Below are 17,644 nucleotides of genomic sequence, written 5' to 3' on the forward strand. Positions count from 1 at the left end.
CATCACTAACTTGCTAGCGCTTCCTGAATCGCTTTATTGTAAATAACCCGACCAGGTGTTGTACGTATATACTGTGAAACGAGATTTCCCTTAGAGTCTTCTCTGACTCGGCGGAACTTATACTTTAATGTCCGGCTGCCATCTTCGTGTTCTTGTACCTCAAGAGGTTCTGTATCGGGTTGGTCTGATTCCATTTCCCCGTCAAACCGCACGTAGATATAGGCGTGCAAGTCAATTTCCTCTTGCTGGAAGGCCATAATCACGTCATCTAAGGAAGCAAAGTACTTGCCTGCGCCTTTGGTAGCACCAGGATTTTCTGCTGTTAAGTAATATGCTCCCAATACCATGTCTTGGCTAGGCGTGATAATAGGTTTACCTGTGGCTGGTGACAAAATATTGTTAGAAGCCAACATCAACAAACGCGCCTCAGCCTGACTTTCTAAAGACAGGGGTACGTGTACCGCCATTTGGTCGCCATCAAAGTCGGCGTTAAATGCCGGACACACTAAAGGATGCAGTTGAATTGCTCTCCCTTCCACTAAAATCGGTTCAAAAGACTGAATACCCAAGCGGTGCAACGTCGGTGCCCGGTTCAGTAGCACTGGGTGTCCTTCAATTACTTCTTCCAGTACATCCCAAACACTGGGGTCATTACGTGATATCAGCTTTTTCGCAGCCTTAATGTTATTTACCATGCCACTGCGAATAAGGCGGTTAATCACAAATGGTTGAAATAGCTCAATTGCCATTTCTCTGGGCAAACCGCACTGGTGAATTTTCAGTTTTGGCCCCACCACAATTACCGAACGTCCAGAGTAGTCTACTCGTTTACCTAACAAGTTTTGTCTGAAACGTCCTTGCTTACCTTCAATAATGTCGGACAAGGATTTCAAGGGTCGGTTATTTGCCCCCACCACAGTCCGTCCGCGGCGACCATTGTCAATTAAAGCATCCACCGCTTCTTGCAGCATCCGCTTTTCGTTCCGCACAATAATCTCTGGCGCTAAAATTTCTTGCAAGCGTGCCAAACGATTATTGCGGTTAATTACCCGCCTATACAAGTCATTCAAATCGCTAGTGGCAAACCGTCCGCCATCTAGCTGCACCATTGGGCGCAAATCGGGGGGAATCACGGGAATAACTGCCATCACCATCCATTCTGGTTTAGAACCAGTAGCAATGAAGTTGTCAATTACCCGCAATCGTTTAATTAACTTGGCTCGCTTTTGTCCCTTAGCATTACCAATTTCTTCCCGCAGGCTTTCAGCTTCTTGCTCTAAATTGATATCCGCAAGCAAGCGCAGCAGTGCTTCGGCACCAATGCCCACTTCCACGCCCTGTAGCTGAGAATCTTCACTATAAATTTGGTCTTCAATTTCCAGCCACTGGTCTTCACTTAGTAGCTGTTTGTAACTTAAAGTTTCGGCATTGCCTGGACTTAAGACAACATAAGAGTTGAAATAGACAATTTGTTCCACATCCCGCAAGGGCATATCCAGCAGGATGGAAATATAACTAGGAATGCCTTTGAGATACCATACGTGAGCTACTGGTGCAGCGAGTTTGATATAGCCCATCCGGTGACGACGCACCCGTGATTCGGTAACTTCTACACCACAGCGCTCGCAAACAATACCTCTGTGACGGACTCTTTTATACTTGCCGCAATGACATTCCCAATCTTTTGCAGGGCCAAAGATGCGCTCGCAGAATAAGCCATCCATTTCTGGCTTGAGAGTCCGGTAATTAATCGTTTCTGGCTTGGTGACTTCACCAACAACCTGGCCATTGGGCAAAGTTCTCTCGCCCCACTGGCGAATACGTTCTGGTGATGCTAAGCCGATTTTTACGTAATCAAACTGATTAGTTTGGGCTGGTCTCATACCTTTAAGTGCTGAGTTTTGAGTTATGAGTATATTTAGTTTTTGGAACTTTAAGTCTTGGGCATTGGGCATTGAGCATTGGGCATTGGTGATTTTGTATTCCCCATTTCCTATGCCCTATGCCCTATGCCCCATACCCCATTCCCTAGTTTCTATTCATCGTCTTCCAGCGATTCGCGGGAAAGAGATTCGTAGGTGGGTCTGGGAGGTGTACGGCGAGCTGATTGGTCTGCCATTAAATCGACTTCCACATCTAAAGAACTACCGTCTGCTTGGGTTTCTACCTTGTGTACGGCAATGTCTAAGCCCAAGGATTGTAATTCGCGCATTAGCACCTTAAAGGATTCTGGTGTTCCCGGTCGAGGAATTGCCTTACCTTTAACGATCGCATTTAACGCTTCATTCCGTCCTTGCATATCGTCAGATTTCACTGTCAGCAATTCCTGTAAGGTGTAAGCCGCACCGAAGGCTTCCAATGCCCACACTTCCATTTCCCCAAACCGCTGACCACCCTGCTGGGCTTTACCACCCAATGGTTGCTGGGTCACCAGTGAGTACGGGCCTGTGGAACGGGCGTGGATCTTATCATCTACCAAATGCACCAGTTTCAGCATGTAAGCCACACCAACGGTGATTGGTCTGTCAAATGCTTCGCCTGTACGCCCATCAAACAGCATGATTTTACCTGGGTCATCTGGGTTATATACCCAGTCTTTGCTTGTTTCATCCCGTGCTTCTTGCAATTTGCCATGCACGATTCTCCGGGATGATTCTTCACCATACATTTCATCAAAGGGAGTAATCTTAAATCGCACTCCCAAGGTATGACCAGCCCAACCCAAGAGGCACTCAAATACTTGGCCGACGTTCATCCGGCTGGGTACACCCAAGGGGTTAAGTACGATGTCCACTGGCGAACCATCGGGCAAATAAGGCATATCTTCCGCTGGCAAAATTCGAGAAATAATCCCTTTATTACCGTGGCGTCCTGCCATTTTGTCGCCGACTTGGATTTTGCGTTTTTGGGCGACATACACCCGGACTACCATATTGGCTCCTGGTGGCAATTCATCGCCTTGTTCGCGGGTAAACAAGCGCACGTCAACTACGCGCCCTTTTTCACCATTGGGTACTCGCAGGGAATTGTCTCGTACATCCCGCGCTTTTTCACCGAAAATTGCCCGCAATAGTTTTTCTTCTGGTGGTTGGTCGGATTCACCTTTTGGTGTGACTTTGCCCACCAAGATGTCCCCAGCTTCTACCCATGCCCCAATGCGGATGATCCCTTGTTCGTCTAACTGACGCAAGGCGTCTTCCCCAACGTTGGGAATTTCTCTGGTGATTTCTTCTGGCCCCAGTTTCGTCTGTCTAGCCTCAATTTCATATTTTTCAATGTGAATTGAGGTGTAAATATCATCCTGTACCAGTCGCTCAGAAATTAAAATTGCGTCTTCGTAGTTGTAGCCTTCCCAAGGCATGTAAGCAACGACGATATTTTGCCCCAGCGCCAATTCTCCGCCTTCGGTGGAGGAGCCGTCAGCTAGTACTTGACCTGCTACCACTTTTTCGCCAATGCGAACCAAGGGCTTTTGGTTCAAACAAGTATCTTGGTTTGAGCGTTGGTATTTAGAAAGTGGATATCTAATTTCTGTGGTGTTGGGTTTGGGACGCACCCGAATTTCTGTCGCATCTACATAAGTGACATCGCCATCGGTACGCGATACAACCACCATCCCGGAGTCTCTTGCACCTTGGGCTTCCAAACCTGTGCCCACCAACGGCCGCTCCGGCTTTAGCAGGGGTACTGCTTGCCGTTGCATGTTCGACCCCATCAGCGCTCGGTTGGCGTCATCATGCTCCAAGAAGGGAATCATACTGGTAGCTACAGACACAATCTGGACTGGAGACACCGCTACATAGTCCACTTGCTCTGGCGTTGTGGTGGAGAATTCCTGACGATAGCGTACTGGTACTTGCGGCCCGATAATGTGCCCATTTTCATCTACGGGAATATCTCCAGGAGCAACCCGCAGGTCGTCTTCTTCATCGGCTGTCATGTAGACTGGTGGCAAGTCAAATCTGACCCGTGCATTTTCCACTGGTCTAAATGGCGTTTCCAAGAAACCGTATTGGTTCACCCGTGCATGGGTGGCCAAGGAGCCAATCAAGCCAGCGTTGGGGCCTTCTGGTGTTTCAATGGGGCAAATACGTCCGTAGTGGCTAGGATGGATATCTCGCACGGCAAACCCAGCACGTTCGCGAGTTAGACCACCAGGGCCGAGGGCGCTCAAGCGGCGTTTGTGAGTCAGTTCTGCTAAGGGATTGGTTTGATCCATGAACTGACTTAATTGGCTAGAACCAAAGAATTCTTTAATTGCTGCTACCAGTGGTTTGGGGTTTACCAAGGAAGCAGGAGTTAACACTTCAGCATCAGATACGGTCATCCGTTCCCGAATGATTCTCTCTAGGCGATTTAAGCCTACCCGTACTTGGTTTTGCAGCAATTCGCCTACGCTTCTGACGCGACGGTTACCTAAGTGGTCGATGTCATCGATGTTGCCGATGTCATACTCTAGATTTATTAGGTAATCCACCGCTGCTAAAATATCGCTGGAGGTCAGCACGCGCATGGTGTCGGGGACAGAAAGGCGCAATTTTTTGTTCAGCTTATAACGACCAACTCGTCCCAAGTCATAACGTTTTGGGTCAAAGAAACGGGAGTCTAAAAGCTGTTGTCCGCCTAATACTGTGGGTGGTTCACCGGGACGCAGCTTGCGATATAACTCCATCAAGGCTTCTTCTTCTGAAAATTGCCCTTCTTTTTCGATGGTTTTCTGGAAATATTCCGGGTGGCGTAAGGCGTCAAAGATTTCGTTATCTGATAAGCCTAAAGCTTTTAAGAGTACTTGGGCTGAGAGTTTGCGGGTTTTGTCGATGCGTACCCACACGAGATCGTTACGGTCTGTTTCAAATTTCAGCCACGCTCCCCGGTTGGGAATTAAGCTAGCAGAATAAGTACGTCGCCCGTTTTTATCGATTTCTGATTTGTAGTAAACTCCTGGCGATCGCACTATCTGGTTGACAATCACCCGCTCGGCTCCGTTGATAATAAAGGTGCCGCGATCGGTCATCAAAGGCAAGTCTCCAATGAATACCTCTTGCTCTTTGATTTCCCCGGTTTCCTTATTTATCAAGCGTGTGGGAACATACATTTGAACTGCATAAGTACTATCCCGCCGTTTAGCTTCTTCAACGCTGTACTTTGGCTCTTTGAGTTTGTAGTTTTGACCCAAAAAATGTAGTTCCAGTTTGCCCGTGTAATCTGTGATCGGACTAAAGGAGTTCAGTTCTTCTATCAGACCTTCTTCCAAAAACCAGCGGAAGCTTGAGCGCTGGATTTCAATCAAGTCGGGCAATAGAAAGGCGGGTTCCATATATGTTTCTTTAGTCATGCCTCTACCTTTGTCAACCTGGTTAAATTTTCCCTTGGACACTTGCTGTTTAATCCTTCCCACTACTAGCCAGTGTCCTAGCTGTTTGGGAACTTTTCTTTATACACCTATCTATTTACAAGTGGGAGCCAACACAGCGACCAAAGCTGGAATCAAGGATTTTACCAAAGGGGTAATCGCTTCTAATGGTGAGTGGAGAACAGACAAATAGGTGTAGGAAAACTTTTGCCTAGTCCCCAATCCCCAATTAAAATATTCCTGAATTCGATCTACTTTCCTCACTTCCCCTCCAAAAAGCGCGTTAATTTGCTGACGCAGCTCTACACGGTGTGTGTCAAATCCACACCGCTATTTAACTCTCAGTGATATCCTAGATATCTTGAGTTTGAGGAAACTATCCGCATTTTCTCGGCTTTGAATCAGAATCACTTTATTTTGCTGGATTGTAATCACAAGACAATTTCATTTAAGGATTTTGTATAGATTAAATACACACTAAGCCGATATTGTGCATAATTATGGCTCAACCTGAGTTGTCACGGTCAGTCATGTGTCGAGAGCATCCCCTTGTAGAGATTTGTGGAGGATGGCCAAGCCTAATAACAGCACGGTAAATTAAACTTAGAAGTTTTACGTTCCTTCCTTTATCATTATGGCGCAAGCAAAATGTTTTGGAGGGAATGATCTTAGCATATTTTTGTCCTCCTAGAGTTTTATTTGTTTGTAAGCAACTGGATAAAATAGACTAAAGAACACTTTATAATGACAAACCGAATAATTTGCAGGCATTTTGGGTAGTAGCTTGGGCGATGGCTTCCACAGATTCCTGACGCAGTTTTGCCACTTGCTCTGCAACATAACGAACGTAAGCAGGCTCGTTACGTTTTTCGCCACGTTTGGGAACCGGAGCCAAAAAAGGGCAATCTGTTTCGATCAATAACCGATCGCTACTTACCATCGCCGCTGAGGATTGAATATCTTTAGCATTTTTGAACGTTACTGTTCCGCTAAAGCTGATGTAAAAGCCCAAGTCGAGAAACCATTGGGTTTGTTCTGGCGTTCCTCCCCAACAATGCATAACACCACGTACTGTTTCTCCCTTTAGCGATCGCCATTTTTGCAATATTTCTCTGGTAACGGATGCAGCATCGCGGCAATGGATAATTACTGGTAAATCGAGTTCAGATGCGATCGCTAATTGCGATTCAAACACCATGTACTGTTGCTGATAGTTATCAGCTTTGTAAAAATCCAGTCCCATTTCTCCAATTGCCACCACGTTGGAGTCCGATCTCGCCAAATATCTGATTTTCTCAGCTGTGTCGCTATTCCATCGATCCGCATCCAAAGGATGCAATCCCACAGCAAAGCTGATTTCTGGAAACTGACGCGCTAAGGACTGAATGCTGGAAAACTCCTCCGGGTGAACGCAGGAATGAACTAAACGTACTACACCTGCTTGCTGCCACCGCGATCGCACTGCTGCTAAATCTGGCTGAAAATTCTCAAAGTTGAGATGGACGTGCGTGTCTATCAATTGCATCGTTTGTCCTTTGTCTTCTCTTACAAAGTTCCCATCCAAAGAAGCCTTGGCTCAACGCCACTTGCTTTCCGACGCAAGGCGACAGTAACGCAGTGGCTCGACTTGGCGCTTTGTCGGTTGTCATTTGTCAGTTGTCCTCTTTTACAAAGTTCCGATCCAAGGAAGCCTTGGCTCAATGCCACTTGCTTTCCGACGCAAGGCGACAGTAACGCAGTGGCTCGACTTGGCGCTTTGTCCTTTGCTAATGACTAATGACCAATGACCAAGGACAAATGACTACTCAGCTGTCTGTGTGAGGGGTTTTAGCTTAGTCGCCAATTTTGACTTTTTCCTAGCCCCATTATTGGGGTGAAGCACACCCCGTTTTACTGCTTTATCGATTTTGCTATAAGCCTCAGATAACTTCGACTGCACTTCTTGTTTTAATTCTGGGGTAGGATTGGCAGCATAGACAGTTACAGCATTCAAGTATTTTTTCATCAGCGTCTTTACAGCTGATTTGTAACCTTTATTACGCAGTCGGTTGCGTTCTGCGATTTCGGCACGCTTAAGAGCAGACTTTGTATTCGCCACAGTCAATTCCAGAAACTAATACTAATATGTACACACACTACTAGATTTACTAATATAGCATCCAAATTGCCAATGTTAGAATTTCCTAAAAAAATTATGCCATTGGGTAGTAGGGAGTGGGGAGATGGAGGAGTAGAAAGAGCAGGGGAGCAGGGAAAAAGGTTAAAGGGAAAACGGAAAAGCAATAAATTTAATCTTACCCCTTTCCCTTTCCCCATTCATTAGCCCCATGCCCCATTTACCAAGTCTCCAATTCAGTGTGCCGCTAATTAAGTAAATACGTTAAAATCAAATCTATGAATAAAATAGTAACCCTAACTCACCACCCGATGGAGCAGTGTAATTACCAACACCATCTGTCATGAGAGCAGATAATAAAAGGTAAAAAACTGTAATACAGCTAAATTTCAGGGACTTTTAACTATAGAACCGATATTTCATGTCTGTACACATGTTAGCTACTAAAAGTTAGAAAAATCAGTAAAAGTTAGTTATAGTTAAACCCTACCCTCTGTAAATGCAGGGGATTTAATGGGCAACCACACAACCTTTACCTCTTTTAGGAGTTAGGGTAACGGCATAAGGATAGTGGGAAATGGCACTCCCCTTTCCTGTGGATCTGCAACTTAGGCAGATTCAGATTAAACAATCAAGTAGCCTTTTCGAGTCAACCATCTGCTGGCAACCTTAGGAGTATCAAAAAAATCCAGGTTAAGCTAGAGAAGAGAATTAAAGTCAGCCTCCACACCCAGTAGGGCGGAAAGCTTTCACTAAATCTCAGGTGGCAATATTATAATTTTGGCATTGTCCTTACTCCATGCTGCGAATCATTACTCAGCAGGCAGACGTTAGAGCAGAACTACAACGAATCTGCGATCGCACCCATGACGAACAGGTGCCCAACAAAGAAGCAACTGTGCGGGAAGTCTTGCAAGCAGTCAAGCGCCAAGGCGATAAAGCTGTACTGCATTACACCGCCGAATTTGACAAACAAACCCTCAAGCCAGAAGAACTCCGTGTAACAGGGTCGGAACTGGATGCAGCCTACCAACAGGTGTCAAAGGAGTTGATGGGGGCAATTCGGCTAGCTTCCCGCCAAATTGAAGCATTTCATCGTCAGCGAGTCCCGAAAAGCTGGGTGCATTTTGGCGATGATGAGGTGGTACTAGGCAAACGCTATACCCCTGTCGACCGAGCGGGGCTGTACGTACCTGGTGGCCGTGCTGCCTATCCCAGTACAGTACTGATGAATGCAATTCCGGCAAAGGTAGCTGCCGTACCTCGCATAGTGATGGTAACGCCACCAGGCCCAGGAGGTGCAATTAACCCGGCAGTTTTGGTAGCTGCTCAAGAAGCAGGGGTACAAGAAATTTATCGTGTAGGCGGAGCACAAGCCATTGCTGCTTTAGCCTATGGCACAGAAACAATTCCGAAAGTGAATGTGATTACTGGCCCTGGTAACATTTATGTTACCCTAGCGAAAAAACTTGTCTACGGCACTGTTGGTATTGATTCCTTGGCAGGCCCTAGCGAAGTGCTAGTGATTGCCGATGAAACAGCAAATCCAGTGCATGTGGCTGCTGATTTATTAGCCCAAGCCGAACACGATCCGATGGCGGCGGCTATTTTGCTGACCACAGATGCAGCTTTAGCAAAGAATGTGCAGGTAGCTTTGGAAAGACAGCTGGTGGATCATCCACGGCGCATAGACACAGAAAAAGCCATCGCTCACTACGGCTTGATTATCGTTGTGGAATCTTTGACAGCCGCAGCAGAACTCTCTAACGAATTTGCCCCAGAACACCTAGAATTAGAAGTCAAAGATCCTTGGGCGCTATTACCACAGATTCGCCATGCTGGAGCAATCTTTTTGGGTTACTCGACACCAGAAGCAGTGGGGGATTATTTGGCAGGCCCCAACCATACCTTGCCTACTTCTGGTGCTGCTCGATATGCTTCAGCTCTGGGAGTTGAAACTTTCCTCAAACACTCTAGTATTATTCAATACTCCCAAACCGCACTGGAAAATATGGCTAATGCCATTGATGTCCTAGCAACAGCAGAGGGTTTACCTTCTCATGCTGATTCAGTGCGACGCCGAATTCAGCAAGAAGAGTGATTGGGAATGCTGAATTTTCCCTGAGCTTCAAACTAAAACTTTGGACAGCGATACCTACAGCAAGTTACGCTAACGCACAATGTTTGGTTACCCTGCCTTTCATTGCTGATGGCAGTTGCAACTAAAATTGGGTATTAACGATGGCTACTGCTTGCGAAAAGGCGATCGCTGAAACTAAATTGTTGAGATCAAACTAGACAACAATCGATGTTTTGTCTTGGACAAAACTTGTTAAACTTGGGATAACGCAAAAACCAAGCGCAAAAATCAAGGTTTGAGAAGCTGTCAAAAACTTTTCAGAGTAGTCCTGCCTGTTGTATGGTAGTCGAGAAAACTAGAGATTTTAATAGGACTGAAAATCACGGATTAAAATCACAAAGTTTCTCAATCTTCCAAACATACAACCTCAAATGGGATAAGTTCTATCCGATTTTCAACTTGGCAACTGGCGAGTGACTATACTGCTAACATCAAGCAGGAAGCAATCAGGAGCAAGTTAAACAAAGTTATAACACTGTTTAACTCTGGCCAACGTGTTGTAGAACGGTTTACTCTTTAGGGGGACGATAGGGGTGCTAAATACTGTTTTGGTAGCTCTGGACGGTTCGGAAATTGCAGAACAAGTAATCCAGACTTTAGATGATTTGGCTTTTTCTCAAGACGCCAAGGTTATTCTTTGCCATGTATTTCCCACGCCAGACTCAGAGATTGAGCTACCTGCCGATCGCCCTCAGTCAGAGTCCCCGACATTCTCTTATTTTCATATTGAAAAACAGCTGCAATCTTATCAGGAAAAATTAGCAGTTAAAAGTGAATTAGAACTGGTAACAGGCGATCCTGCGGAAGAAATTATTCGCCTTGCCAACATCTACAAAACTGAATTGATTGTAATTGGCAGTCGTGGATTGATAGGGATGAAGCGAATAGTTCAGGGTTCTGTTAGCAGCCAAGTTGTAGAAGAAGCTAATTGTTCAGTATTGGTGGTAAAGCATAACTAGAATCAAGGGGCTTCCAAGTAAAAAAATATTTTATTATTGTTGATAGTTGACTGTTGACTGCGAACAGTCAACAACTTGAAGTGGAATGATTCAAGTAAGTCGGCACAATAATGACATTAATTGAAGAATTATACGAACCAGTAGAGTTTGTTGATACTCAACATATTGAGTCTAAATTTTTCCAGATTTAATATCAACAGCCCAGCAAGTGCTATTTGCTGATTGAGGGCGATCGCTAATCATAACTTACAAATAAAATAGGGGACTGGGGACTGTCTAAAAAAAATAAATACCCAATCCCTAATTCCTAATTCAACGTCTTTGAGTTGCTAAAAACTGACGCAAACTCAATAAACTCAGGGTTTGACCCAAATTCAGGGGCAAAACTGACACTCCTTCCAAGCGGGACTGTACCCAACCATCTCCCCAGTACCATTCGTGAAAACCATCAATACCTCCGGACAGCAACAAACGCAGGCAATTGGATTTGACAACATCCACATGATGATGAATGGCAACTGGCCCAGTCCAGGTAGTAAATTCAAATCCAGGAAGCAATTCTTCTGGCATTCCTGGCGCAAAGCGTTGCCCTACAAGCCATTTTGTTAATTGCGGTGGATGCACTAGACTGTCATGAATTTTATCTGTTGGTGCTTCGATTTCGATTCGCAGTTGGCTTTGTTGAAAATTACCCAGCATTTTTCTAGGATTACCTAAAGGTTAGACATTGCTATTTCTAATTTAGTCATTAGTCATAGGGTATGGGGCATTGGGCATGGGGCATTGGGAGTTAGGAGTTAGGAGTTAGGAGATGGAGAGATGGGGAGATGGGGAGTTGGGAGTTGGGAGTTGGGAGTTGGGAGTTGGGAGTTGGGAGTTAGGAGTTGGGAGTTGGGAGTTGGGAGTTAGGAGTTAGGAGTTGGGAGTTGGGAGTTAGGAGTTGGGAGTTAGGAGTTATTCTTCCCCTGCTCCCCCATCTCCCCATCTCCCCCATCTCCCCATCTCCCCATCTCCCCACTAAGTTCATTTTCTACCAGCACAGAACTTAGAATAGAAAGGTGGACTTGTTAAGAAATGTAAGGTTATTCATGGCGGATCAGTTAATTCGTGCAACAGCAGCTGAAGGTGGGATTCGTGCGGTAGGTGTAATTACCACACGTTTAACAGAAGAAGCACGGGAACGCCATAAGCTTTCCTATGTAGCAACAGCAGCACTGGGGCGGACTATGGCGGCGGGTTTGTTGATGGCTTCTAGTATGAAGCGAACCGGGTCGAGGGTCAATGTCAGGATTAAGGGTGATGGGCCTTTGGGTGGCATATTGGTAGATGCAGGTCTAGATGGCACGGTACGCGGGTATGTGGCGAATCCATCTGTGGAATTACCTCCCAATGCCAAAGGTAAGCTAGATGTTGGCGGTGCAGTGGGTAACGGTTTCCTGTATGTAGTTCGGGATGTCGGTTATGGTTACCCTTACTCTAGTACTGTAGAACTAGTTTCTGGGGAAATTGGCGATGATGTCGCTCATTATCTGCTGAATTCCGAACAAACTCCTTCTGCTTTGGTGTTGGGTGTGTTTGTGGGAGCAGGTGGAGTAACTGCGGCTGGAGGATTACTCGTACAAGTGTTACCCAAAGCTGCAAGAGATGAAGCTTTAGTAGAAAAGCTAGAATCACGAGTAGCTGCTTTAGCAGGTTTTACGCCATTGCTGCAAGCTGGGAAAACTTTACCTGAAATTTTTAACGACTTACTAGGAGATATGGGGCTAGTAATCTTTCCCGAAAGGCAGATACTACGCTTTCACTGCGGTTGTTCTTTCGATCGCGTTTTGGGGGCACTCAAAATTTTGGGAGAAGCCGAACTCCAAGATATGATTATTAAAGATGATGGTGCCGAGGCGACTTGCGATTTTTGCGGCAGCGTTTATCAGGCAAGTAGTGACCATTTGGCGCAGCTAATTGCCGATTTACAAGCTGAATCTACTATTTCAGGATGAAAGTATAAAACACCACTGAAATTTGAAACTTTTAATGGTATCTGTGGACAAAGATAATCAAAAATGTAGCTTTTTACGCATGAGAAAGTTACTATGGCAACAATGGAATTATCGATTTAAAACAGAAAGCTATTCAATTATTTTGGTGTGAGAAATGACAGAACGGGATATTCCAGACAGTTGGTCAGGAGCCAGAGCAAGAGAGCCAGATCAAAATACCAGATTATCCCGAACACAGCAATTCGGTGAAACTCAACCAGTTGATGTTTCAGGTACTGGTTCTAGCTCCGAGTCAGTGAAGCGGGGAAAAAAAAATAATTCCGTTGGCAAAGGCAAAGATAGTCATTCATCAGAAACTACCCAAGTCAGTAAAAGTTCTTGGAAATTGCCTCGATGGATGAGAAGTTGGATCTTCTGGTCATTACTGCTAACTTTGATTCCTGGGAGCGTGGCATTCTTAGCGACGGCAATGCTGCTGAAATTACCAGCAGCCCCTAATTGTCCATCGATTTTCTGGCCTCTAGCTAGTGCCTCAGTCCGGTTGCACTGCGCTCAATTGGCGGCTTCTAAGCAAACGGTGAATGACCTACTGCAAGCTATTGCTCTGGTGAATGAATTACCAGACAATCACCCGTTACACGCAGAAATCAATCGTTTTACAGAAGAATGGTCGCGGGATATTTTGCAGTTAGCCGATGCAAGTTTCCAATCAGGTAATTTAGAAGAAGCGATCGCTACTGCCCGTAAAATACCCCAAGAACTGGCGGCTTATAAGTTAGTAGACGAACAAATTGATAAATGGCAAACAACTTGGTCGAAGGCTGAAAGCATTTACAACAATGCCATCACTGAAGTCCGGGAACGACGCTGGCAATCGGCCTTCATGCTTTCGGCGAGAATGCTACGCATAGACAATCAATACTGGGCGAGTACTAAATACGACCAATTGAACAAACTCATCGCCACAGCCCGCGAAGATGGCGATAAGTTAGGAAAAGCGGAAATTTTAGCCAGAAGCCAAGTTGTTGATAATTTGCTAGAAGCTATCAAGCTAGCCGAGTCCATTGGCCAGGAAAGTTACCTTTATCAAAAAGCTCAAGAGGCGATTCCGGCATTTGGACGTAAAATGTTGGAATTGGCACAGGCGAAGTTAGATAAGCAAGATGCCGACGAAGCACTAGATATTGCTAGACAAATTCCCGAAAGTGCCAAGCTGCAAGCCGAAACAGATGACTTTATCGCCATAGCTGATGCCAAAAGAAGTGCTTGGTTAGGTAACGTTTCTGGTTTAGAAGCAGCCATCGCCCAAGCCCAACAAATCGATCCTTCAAGGCCAATATACGAGGAAGCACAGCAGTTAATTGCTCGTTGGCAGTTGGAAATCGAAGATGTGGCCCATCTAGAAAAAGCGAGAGTATTGGCTAGCCAAGGAACAGTCAATAATTTAACAGCAGCGATCGCCCAAGTGCAACTCATCCCTGCTAGTAACCCCAGAGGCACAGAAGCCAGGGAAGAAATGAGTCGTTGGCGTGCCCAGGTAGAGACAATCGAAGACCAACCTTACCTAGAACGGGCCGAACAAATAGCGATATTTGACGATATTAATTCTTTGCAAGCGGCCATCGCCCAAGCTAGCCAAATCCGTAGAGGTCGTGCATTATATCCAGAAGCACGTAGAAAAATTCGCACTTGGATAGGAAAAATTCAGCGAATCGAAGACCAACCCTACTTAGATCAAGCACGAGAATTAGCTTTAAGTGGCAATCTCCCCGCCGCCATTACCGCAGCTCAACAAATTGCATCGTCAGGAAGGGCGCTGGCTGGGGAAGCGCAAAGTGCTGTTGATGATTGGCAAGGGCAAATCCGCACGAAAGAAAACTGGAGACAAGCCCAGCAAATCGCGGTGGCTGGTACGCCAGAAGCTTTGGCAGAGGCAATCCGGTTAGCCGATCGCGTTTCCAATAATAGCATTTTACGTATGGATGCCAATCTCGGCATTGACCAATGGAGTCAGCAGTTATTAGACATCGCACGTACTCAAGCTCAGTCTGATATTTCCAGAGGAATTGAGATTGCCAAATCCATTCCCCGTGGTAGTGCAGCTTACAATGCTGCCCAAGACCAAATTAGAAGTTGGCAAGAGTTTCTCAATCCTCCTCGACCAGAACCTTCGCCGCCGCTGGAGTCCCCACAATCATCGCCATCAACGACTACTATTAGTCAATGATTTTCTACGTTTCGGGTAATTGTTGAGAAGCAATTCTTTGAAAAAATGGGGAGATAGGGGAGATGGGAATGCCAAAGGGAAAAGGGAAAAGGGCAAGGGGCAAAGGGCAAAGGAAAGCTCCCTGCTTGTCCTCTCTTACAAAGTTTGGACTTTGCGCCTTTTCCCTTTTCCCTACCCGAAGGATTTTGCCCCATGCCCAATCCTCAATCACCAACCGCTTCTCCCCATTCTTTAATCACAGCAAATAATGAGGAATAATCATCATCAGCAAATGACATTTTCGCAGCTGTTTGCAAAATTTGTCGCACTCCTTTAATGCTGCTGAGATCTAAACTCAAAGATTTTGCTTCCGAGATAAACAATTCTGTGTCTTTGAGCAAGTGTTTTGTGGGGAAATTGGGATTGGCAAAATCGTTATCCAACATTCGTTGGAGCTTTTTGTCAAAGGTGGGGGCATAAAGTGAACTGTCCCGTAAGATCTGCATAAACACATCCACATCGACACCTTGACGTTGGGCAAAAGCCAGACTCAAAGCAAAGCTAGTTGTGAGAGAAGCTATTAGTTGATTGAGTGCCAATTTCAGTGCCGCCGCAGTTCCCACAGGGCCGACGAGTAAAGGTTCTGTGCCAAAATTTTGCAGCAACTTCAAGTGGCGTTGATATTGTTCTGGCTCTGCACCCACCATCACAATTAATTTGCCAGCTTTTGCTTCAGGGATGCTACCTAACACAGGGGCTTCTATGTACTCACCGCCACCTCCAACCACTGCGTCTCGAATTTCTCGGCTTTCAGTGGGGGTAATTGTTCCCATTTGGATAATGGTGCGCCCTTTGAGAGTTTGCCAAGCTGTATCTGAAAGCAAGACATTATAGATGGCTGGGGCATTAGTAAGCATGAGGATTACGCACTCAGCAGCACGAATGGCATGGCGGGGATGTGTGGCAATTTCAGCCCCAGCAGCTTGTAGTGGTGCTAATTTTTCTGGGGTGCGATTATAGGCCACTAGCTGTATATCTGCGGCTAATAACCTTTGAGCCATTGGTAGTCCCATCAGTCCGGTTCCCAGAAATGCCACCTTCATTTTTACGTTCCTTTTGGTACAGCGTAGGCCTAATCCTTCGTGAAATTTGCGTGTCTATTTTGACATCTTACAATAGTTAAGCGATCGCAATTTTTTGGGTGGACATTGCCTGATTTTGTATTGGCAATGCCTACCCAGTTATTGATAATAATGCAATATGGCAGTATTATCGGTTATTGGTAAACAGCGATCGCTTCACCCGCCAGCGGCAAAAGTCACCATAATCAAAACTGAAAGCAAAATACCTGGGGTAAGTAGTGTTACTAACATTAATAAGTCATGGGCTGACATAATTGTTACTTTCCAATTGTGTTTAACTTTACAGTAATCACTGCTATGCTAGTCCAAATAAAACTAATACTGCATTCTTAAATAGAGTTTTAACTTTTCAAATCTACTTTTACTCAGGTACGGTCAATCCTTTGAGTGGTTGGGAAATTTCTGTTTTTCCCAAATTTTTGCCCTGAATTAAGACTCCAAAACCACCCAGTCCTGTGGGATCTAAAAGCTGGTGTAGTGCTTCCCGTCGCTGTAGTAATTGCGAGAGGGGTTGCTTTTGATAAGAAATAGCAGCAATTCGTTCCCCTAATCCCAAGGCCATCAAAAATAATCCTTGCTGGATAAAACCAACATTTTCTAAACCGCAGCGATCGCCCCAGCGTGACAAAGCTGTAAAGTCAACATGGGCAGTGATATCTTGTTGTCCAACGTTGATATAAGGATTGTCATGGTAACGGTGTTGGTAATAGCACTGTAGCGTTCCTTGCCATCGCCTCGGATTATAGTAACGAGTCGCAGGGTAGCCATAATCAATTGTTAGCACATAGCCACGCTGCAAGCGGTCTGCTACTATACTCAACCAGGAAAGAGCAGCTAAATTAATTTCACTGCGGTAACCATCTGGGTATGCACCTGAGGTTAAATCGATTTCCACTAAGTTGAAATACTCGGCTAGTTGAGGCGTAGAGGGTTTTCCTGTGACTTCGATAAATGATGACGCGGGGACATAGGGACGCGGGGACGCGGGGACTGAGGACGCGGGGAAATCGGGACGCGGGGACGTGGAGAATTCTTTCACCGCGTCCCCGCGTCTCCCACTCTCCGCGTCTTCTTCATCTTTCTGTGTTGTCACATAAATTTCTCGCAGTTCGCCGTTTTCTAGGGTGAATTGATGGACTGGAAAGGCATCAACTAATTCATTAGAAAAAAAACAGCCCACAATGGCATTTGATGGGATATCCTCTAGATTGCACCAACGCACGGGCAAATCTTGTAAACGTTTTTGCTGTTGTTGCCTTAAAGTCGGTGACTTTTCAATAATTACATACTCTATGGCTGTAAAAAAATCCGGGTATTGTACCTGGTAATACTTAAGGATATGCAATGCCAAGAGTCCTTGACCTGCTCCCATTTCTACCAGAGAAAAGGTTACGGGTCGCCCTAAGATTTCCCACATTTGCAAAAATTGTTCTGCAAGTAATTCGCCAAAGTCAGCGCTGAGGTTGGGAGAGGTAAAAAAATCACCACCTTGAAAACCAATTTTCACTGCATCGCTGGAATAATAGCCGTGTTCGGGGTGATATAGTGCCATATCCATGAATTCGGCGAAAGTAATTCGCTGTTGCGGACTGGTGGTAATATGATGAGCGATCGCTGTACACAATGCTGGATTTGAATCCATAAAAATTTTAAATTAGTGACTAAAGAAAATAAATACTTGCCAGTAACACAATCAATTTAACTGAAGTGTAAAAATTAAACTGTTGTTTATTA

At 45.4% G+C, this 17,644-nt stretch carries 14 protein-coding genes; 6 read left to right on the forward strand and 8 right to left on the reverse strand.

The window, feature by feature from the left end; all coding sequences use genetic code 11:
- Positions 1 to 5 precede the first annotated feature (5 nt).
- From VF06_RS02810 to VF06_RS02825, 3 genes are all read right to left on the reverse strand, one after another.
- Positions 6 to 1,883, reverse strand: a complete 1,878-nt coding sequence (locus tag VF06_RS02810; RefSeq protein WP_099067222.1) for a DNA-directed RNA polymerase subunit gamma — start codon at positions 1,881 to 1,883, stop codon at positions 6 to 8.
- A 152-nt stretch (positions 1,884 to 2,035) separates the two neighbouring features.
- Positions 2,036 to 5,335, reverse strand: a complete 3,300-nt coding sequence (gene rpoB / locus VF06_RS02815; RefSeq protein ID WP_099067207.1) for a DNA-directed RNA polymerase subunit beta — start codon at positions 5,333 to 5,335, stop codon at positions 2,036 to 2,038.
- Between the two features lie 757 nt (positions 5,336 to 6,092).
- Positions 6,093 to 6,878 carry a TatD family hydrolase gene (locus VF06_RS02825; protein ID WP_099067209.1) on the reverse strand — a complete coding sequence of 262 codons (786 nt, stop codon included), beginning with the start codon at positions 6,876 to 6,878 and terminating at the stop codon, positions 6,093 to 6,095.
- Between VF06_RS02825 and VF06_RS41925 the strand changes: the two genes are divergently transcribed.
- Positions 6,852 to 7,130, forward strand: a complete 279-nt coding sequence (locus VF06_RS41925) for a hypothetical protein (protein WP_143863005.1) — start codon at positions 6,852 to 6,854, stop codon at positions 7,128 to 7,130. The genes VF06_RS02825 and VF06_RS41925 overlap by 27 nt on opposite strands.
- Before the next feature lie 24 nt (positions 7,131 to 7,154).
- Here VF06_RS41925 and rpsT read toward each other — a convergent pair whose 3' ends face one another.
- A complete protein-coding gene (gene rpsT / locus VF06_RS02830) occupies positions 7,155 to 7,451 on the reverse strand; it encodes a 30S ribosomal protein S20 (RefSeq protein WP_099067210.1) in 297 nt (98 codons plus the stop codon).
- A gap of 817 nt (positions 7,452 to 8,268) precedes the next feature.
- On the opposite strand from rpsT, the gene hisD reads away from it, so the two are divergent.
- Positions 8,269 to 9,570, forward strand: a complete 1,302-nt coding sequence (hisD, locus tag VF06_RS02835; RefSeq protein ID WP_099067211.1) for a histidinol dehydrogenase — start codon at positions 8,269 to 8,271, stop codon at positions 9,568 to 9,570.
- 572 nt (positions 9,571 to 10,142) lie between these two features.
- Complete coding sequence (locus tag VF06_RS02840) at positions 10,143 to 10,568, forward strand: universal stress protein (RefSeq protein ID WP_099067212.1); 426 nt, start codon at positions 10,143 to 10,145, stop codon at positions 10,566 to 10,568.
- A gap of 312 nt (positions 10,569 to 10,880) precedes the next feature.
- Here VF06_RS02840 and VF06_RS02845 read toward each other — a convergent pair whose 3' ends face one another.
- Both VF06_RS02845 and VF06_RS40205 read right to left on the reverse strand, forming a co-directional pair.
- Positions 10,881 to 11,267 carry a hypothetical protein gene (locus VF06_RS02845; RefSeq protein ID WP_099067213.1) on the reverse strand — a complete coding sequence of 129 codons (387 nt, stop codon included), beginning with the start codon at positions 11,265 to 11,267 and terminating at the stop codon, positions 10,881 to 10,883.
- Between the two features lie 178 nt (positions 11,268 to 11,445).
- Positions 11,446 to 11,586: a hypothetical protein gene (locus VF06_RS40205; RefSeq protein ID WP_180267242.1), complete on the reverse strand. Its 141-nt coding sequence runs from the start codon at positions 11,584 to 11,586 to the stop codon at positions 11,446 to 11,448.
- 70 nt (positions 11,587 to 11,656) lie between these two features.
- Here VF06_RS40205 and hslO point away from each other — a divergent pair, with 70 nt between their 5' ends.
- Positions 11,657 to 12,562, forward strand: coding sequence for an Hsp33 family molecular chaperone HslO (gene hslO, locus VF06_RS02850; RefSeq protein ID WP_099067214.1), 906 nt, complete (start codon positions 11,657 to 11,659; stop codon positions 12,560 to 12,562).
- A gap of 154 nt (positions 12,563 to 12,716) precedes the next feature.
- Positions 12,717 to 14,789 (forward strand): coiled-coil domain-containing protein, encoded by a 2,073-nt coding sequence (locus VF06_RS02855; protein WP_099067215.1) that lies wholly within the window; start codon positions 12,717 to 12,719, stop codon positions 14,787 to 14,789.
- Between the two features lie 203 nt (positions 14,790 to 14,992).
- Here VF06_RS02855 and VF06_RS02865 read toward each other — a convergent pair whose 3' ends face one another.
- The gene (locus tag VF06_RS02865) at positions 14,993 to 15,871 is read right to left on the reverse strand and encodes an NAD(P)-dependent oxidoreductase (protein WP_099067217.1); all 879 of its coding nucleotides are present in this window, start codon (positions 15,869 to 15,871) and stop codon (positions 14,993 to 14,995) included.
- 157 nt (positions 15,872 to 16,028) lie between these two features.
- Between VF06_RS02865 and VF06_RS40210 the strand changes: the two genes are divergently transcribed.
- The gene (locus VF06_RS40210; RefSeq protein WP_180267241.1) at positions 16,029 to 16,199 is read left to right on the forward strand and encodes a hypothetical protein; all 171 of its coding nucleotides are present in this window, start codon (positions 16,029 to 16,031) and stop codon (positions 16,197 to 16,199) included.
- Positions 16,200 to 16,271: 72 nt separating this feature from the next.
- Here VF06_RS40210 and VF06_RS02870 read toward each other — a convergent pair whose 3' ends face one another.
- Positions 16,272 to 17,552 carry a class I SAM-dependent methyltransferase gene (locus tag VF06_RS02870; protein WP_099067218.1) on the reverse strand — a complete coding sequence of 427 codons (1,281 nt, stop codon included), beginning with the start codon at positions 17,550 to 17,552 and terminating at the stop codon, positions 16,272 to 16,274.
- Positions 17,553 to 17,644: the final 92 nt, after the last annotated feature.

The organism is Nostoc linckia z4, assembly GCF_002608075.1.
Taxonomy (GTDB): Bacteria; Cyanobacteriota; Cyanobacteriia; order Cyanobacteriales; family Nostocaceae; genus Nostoc; species Nostoc linckia.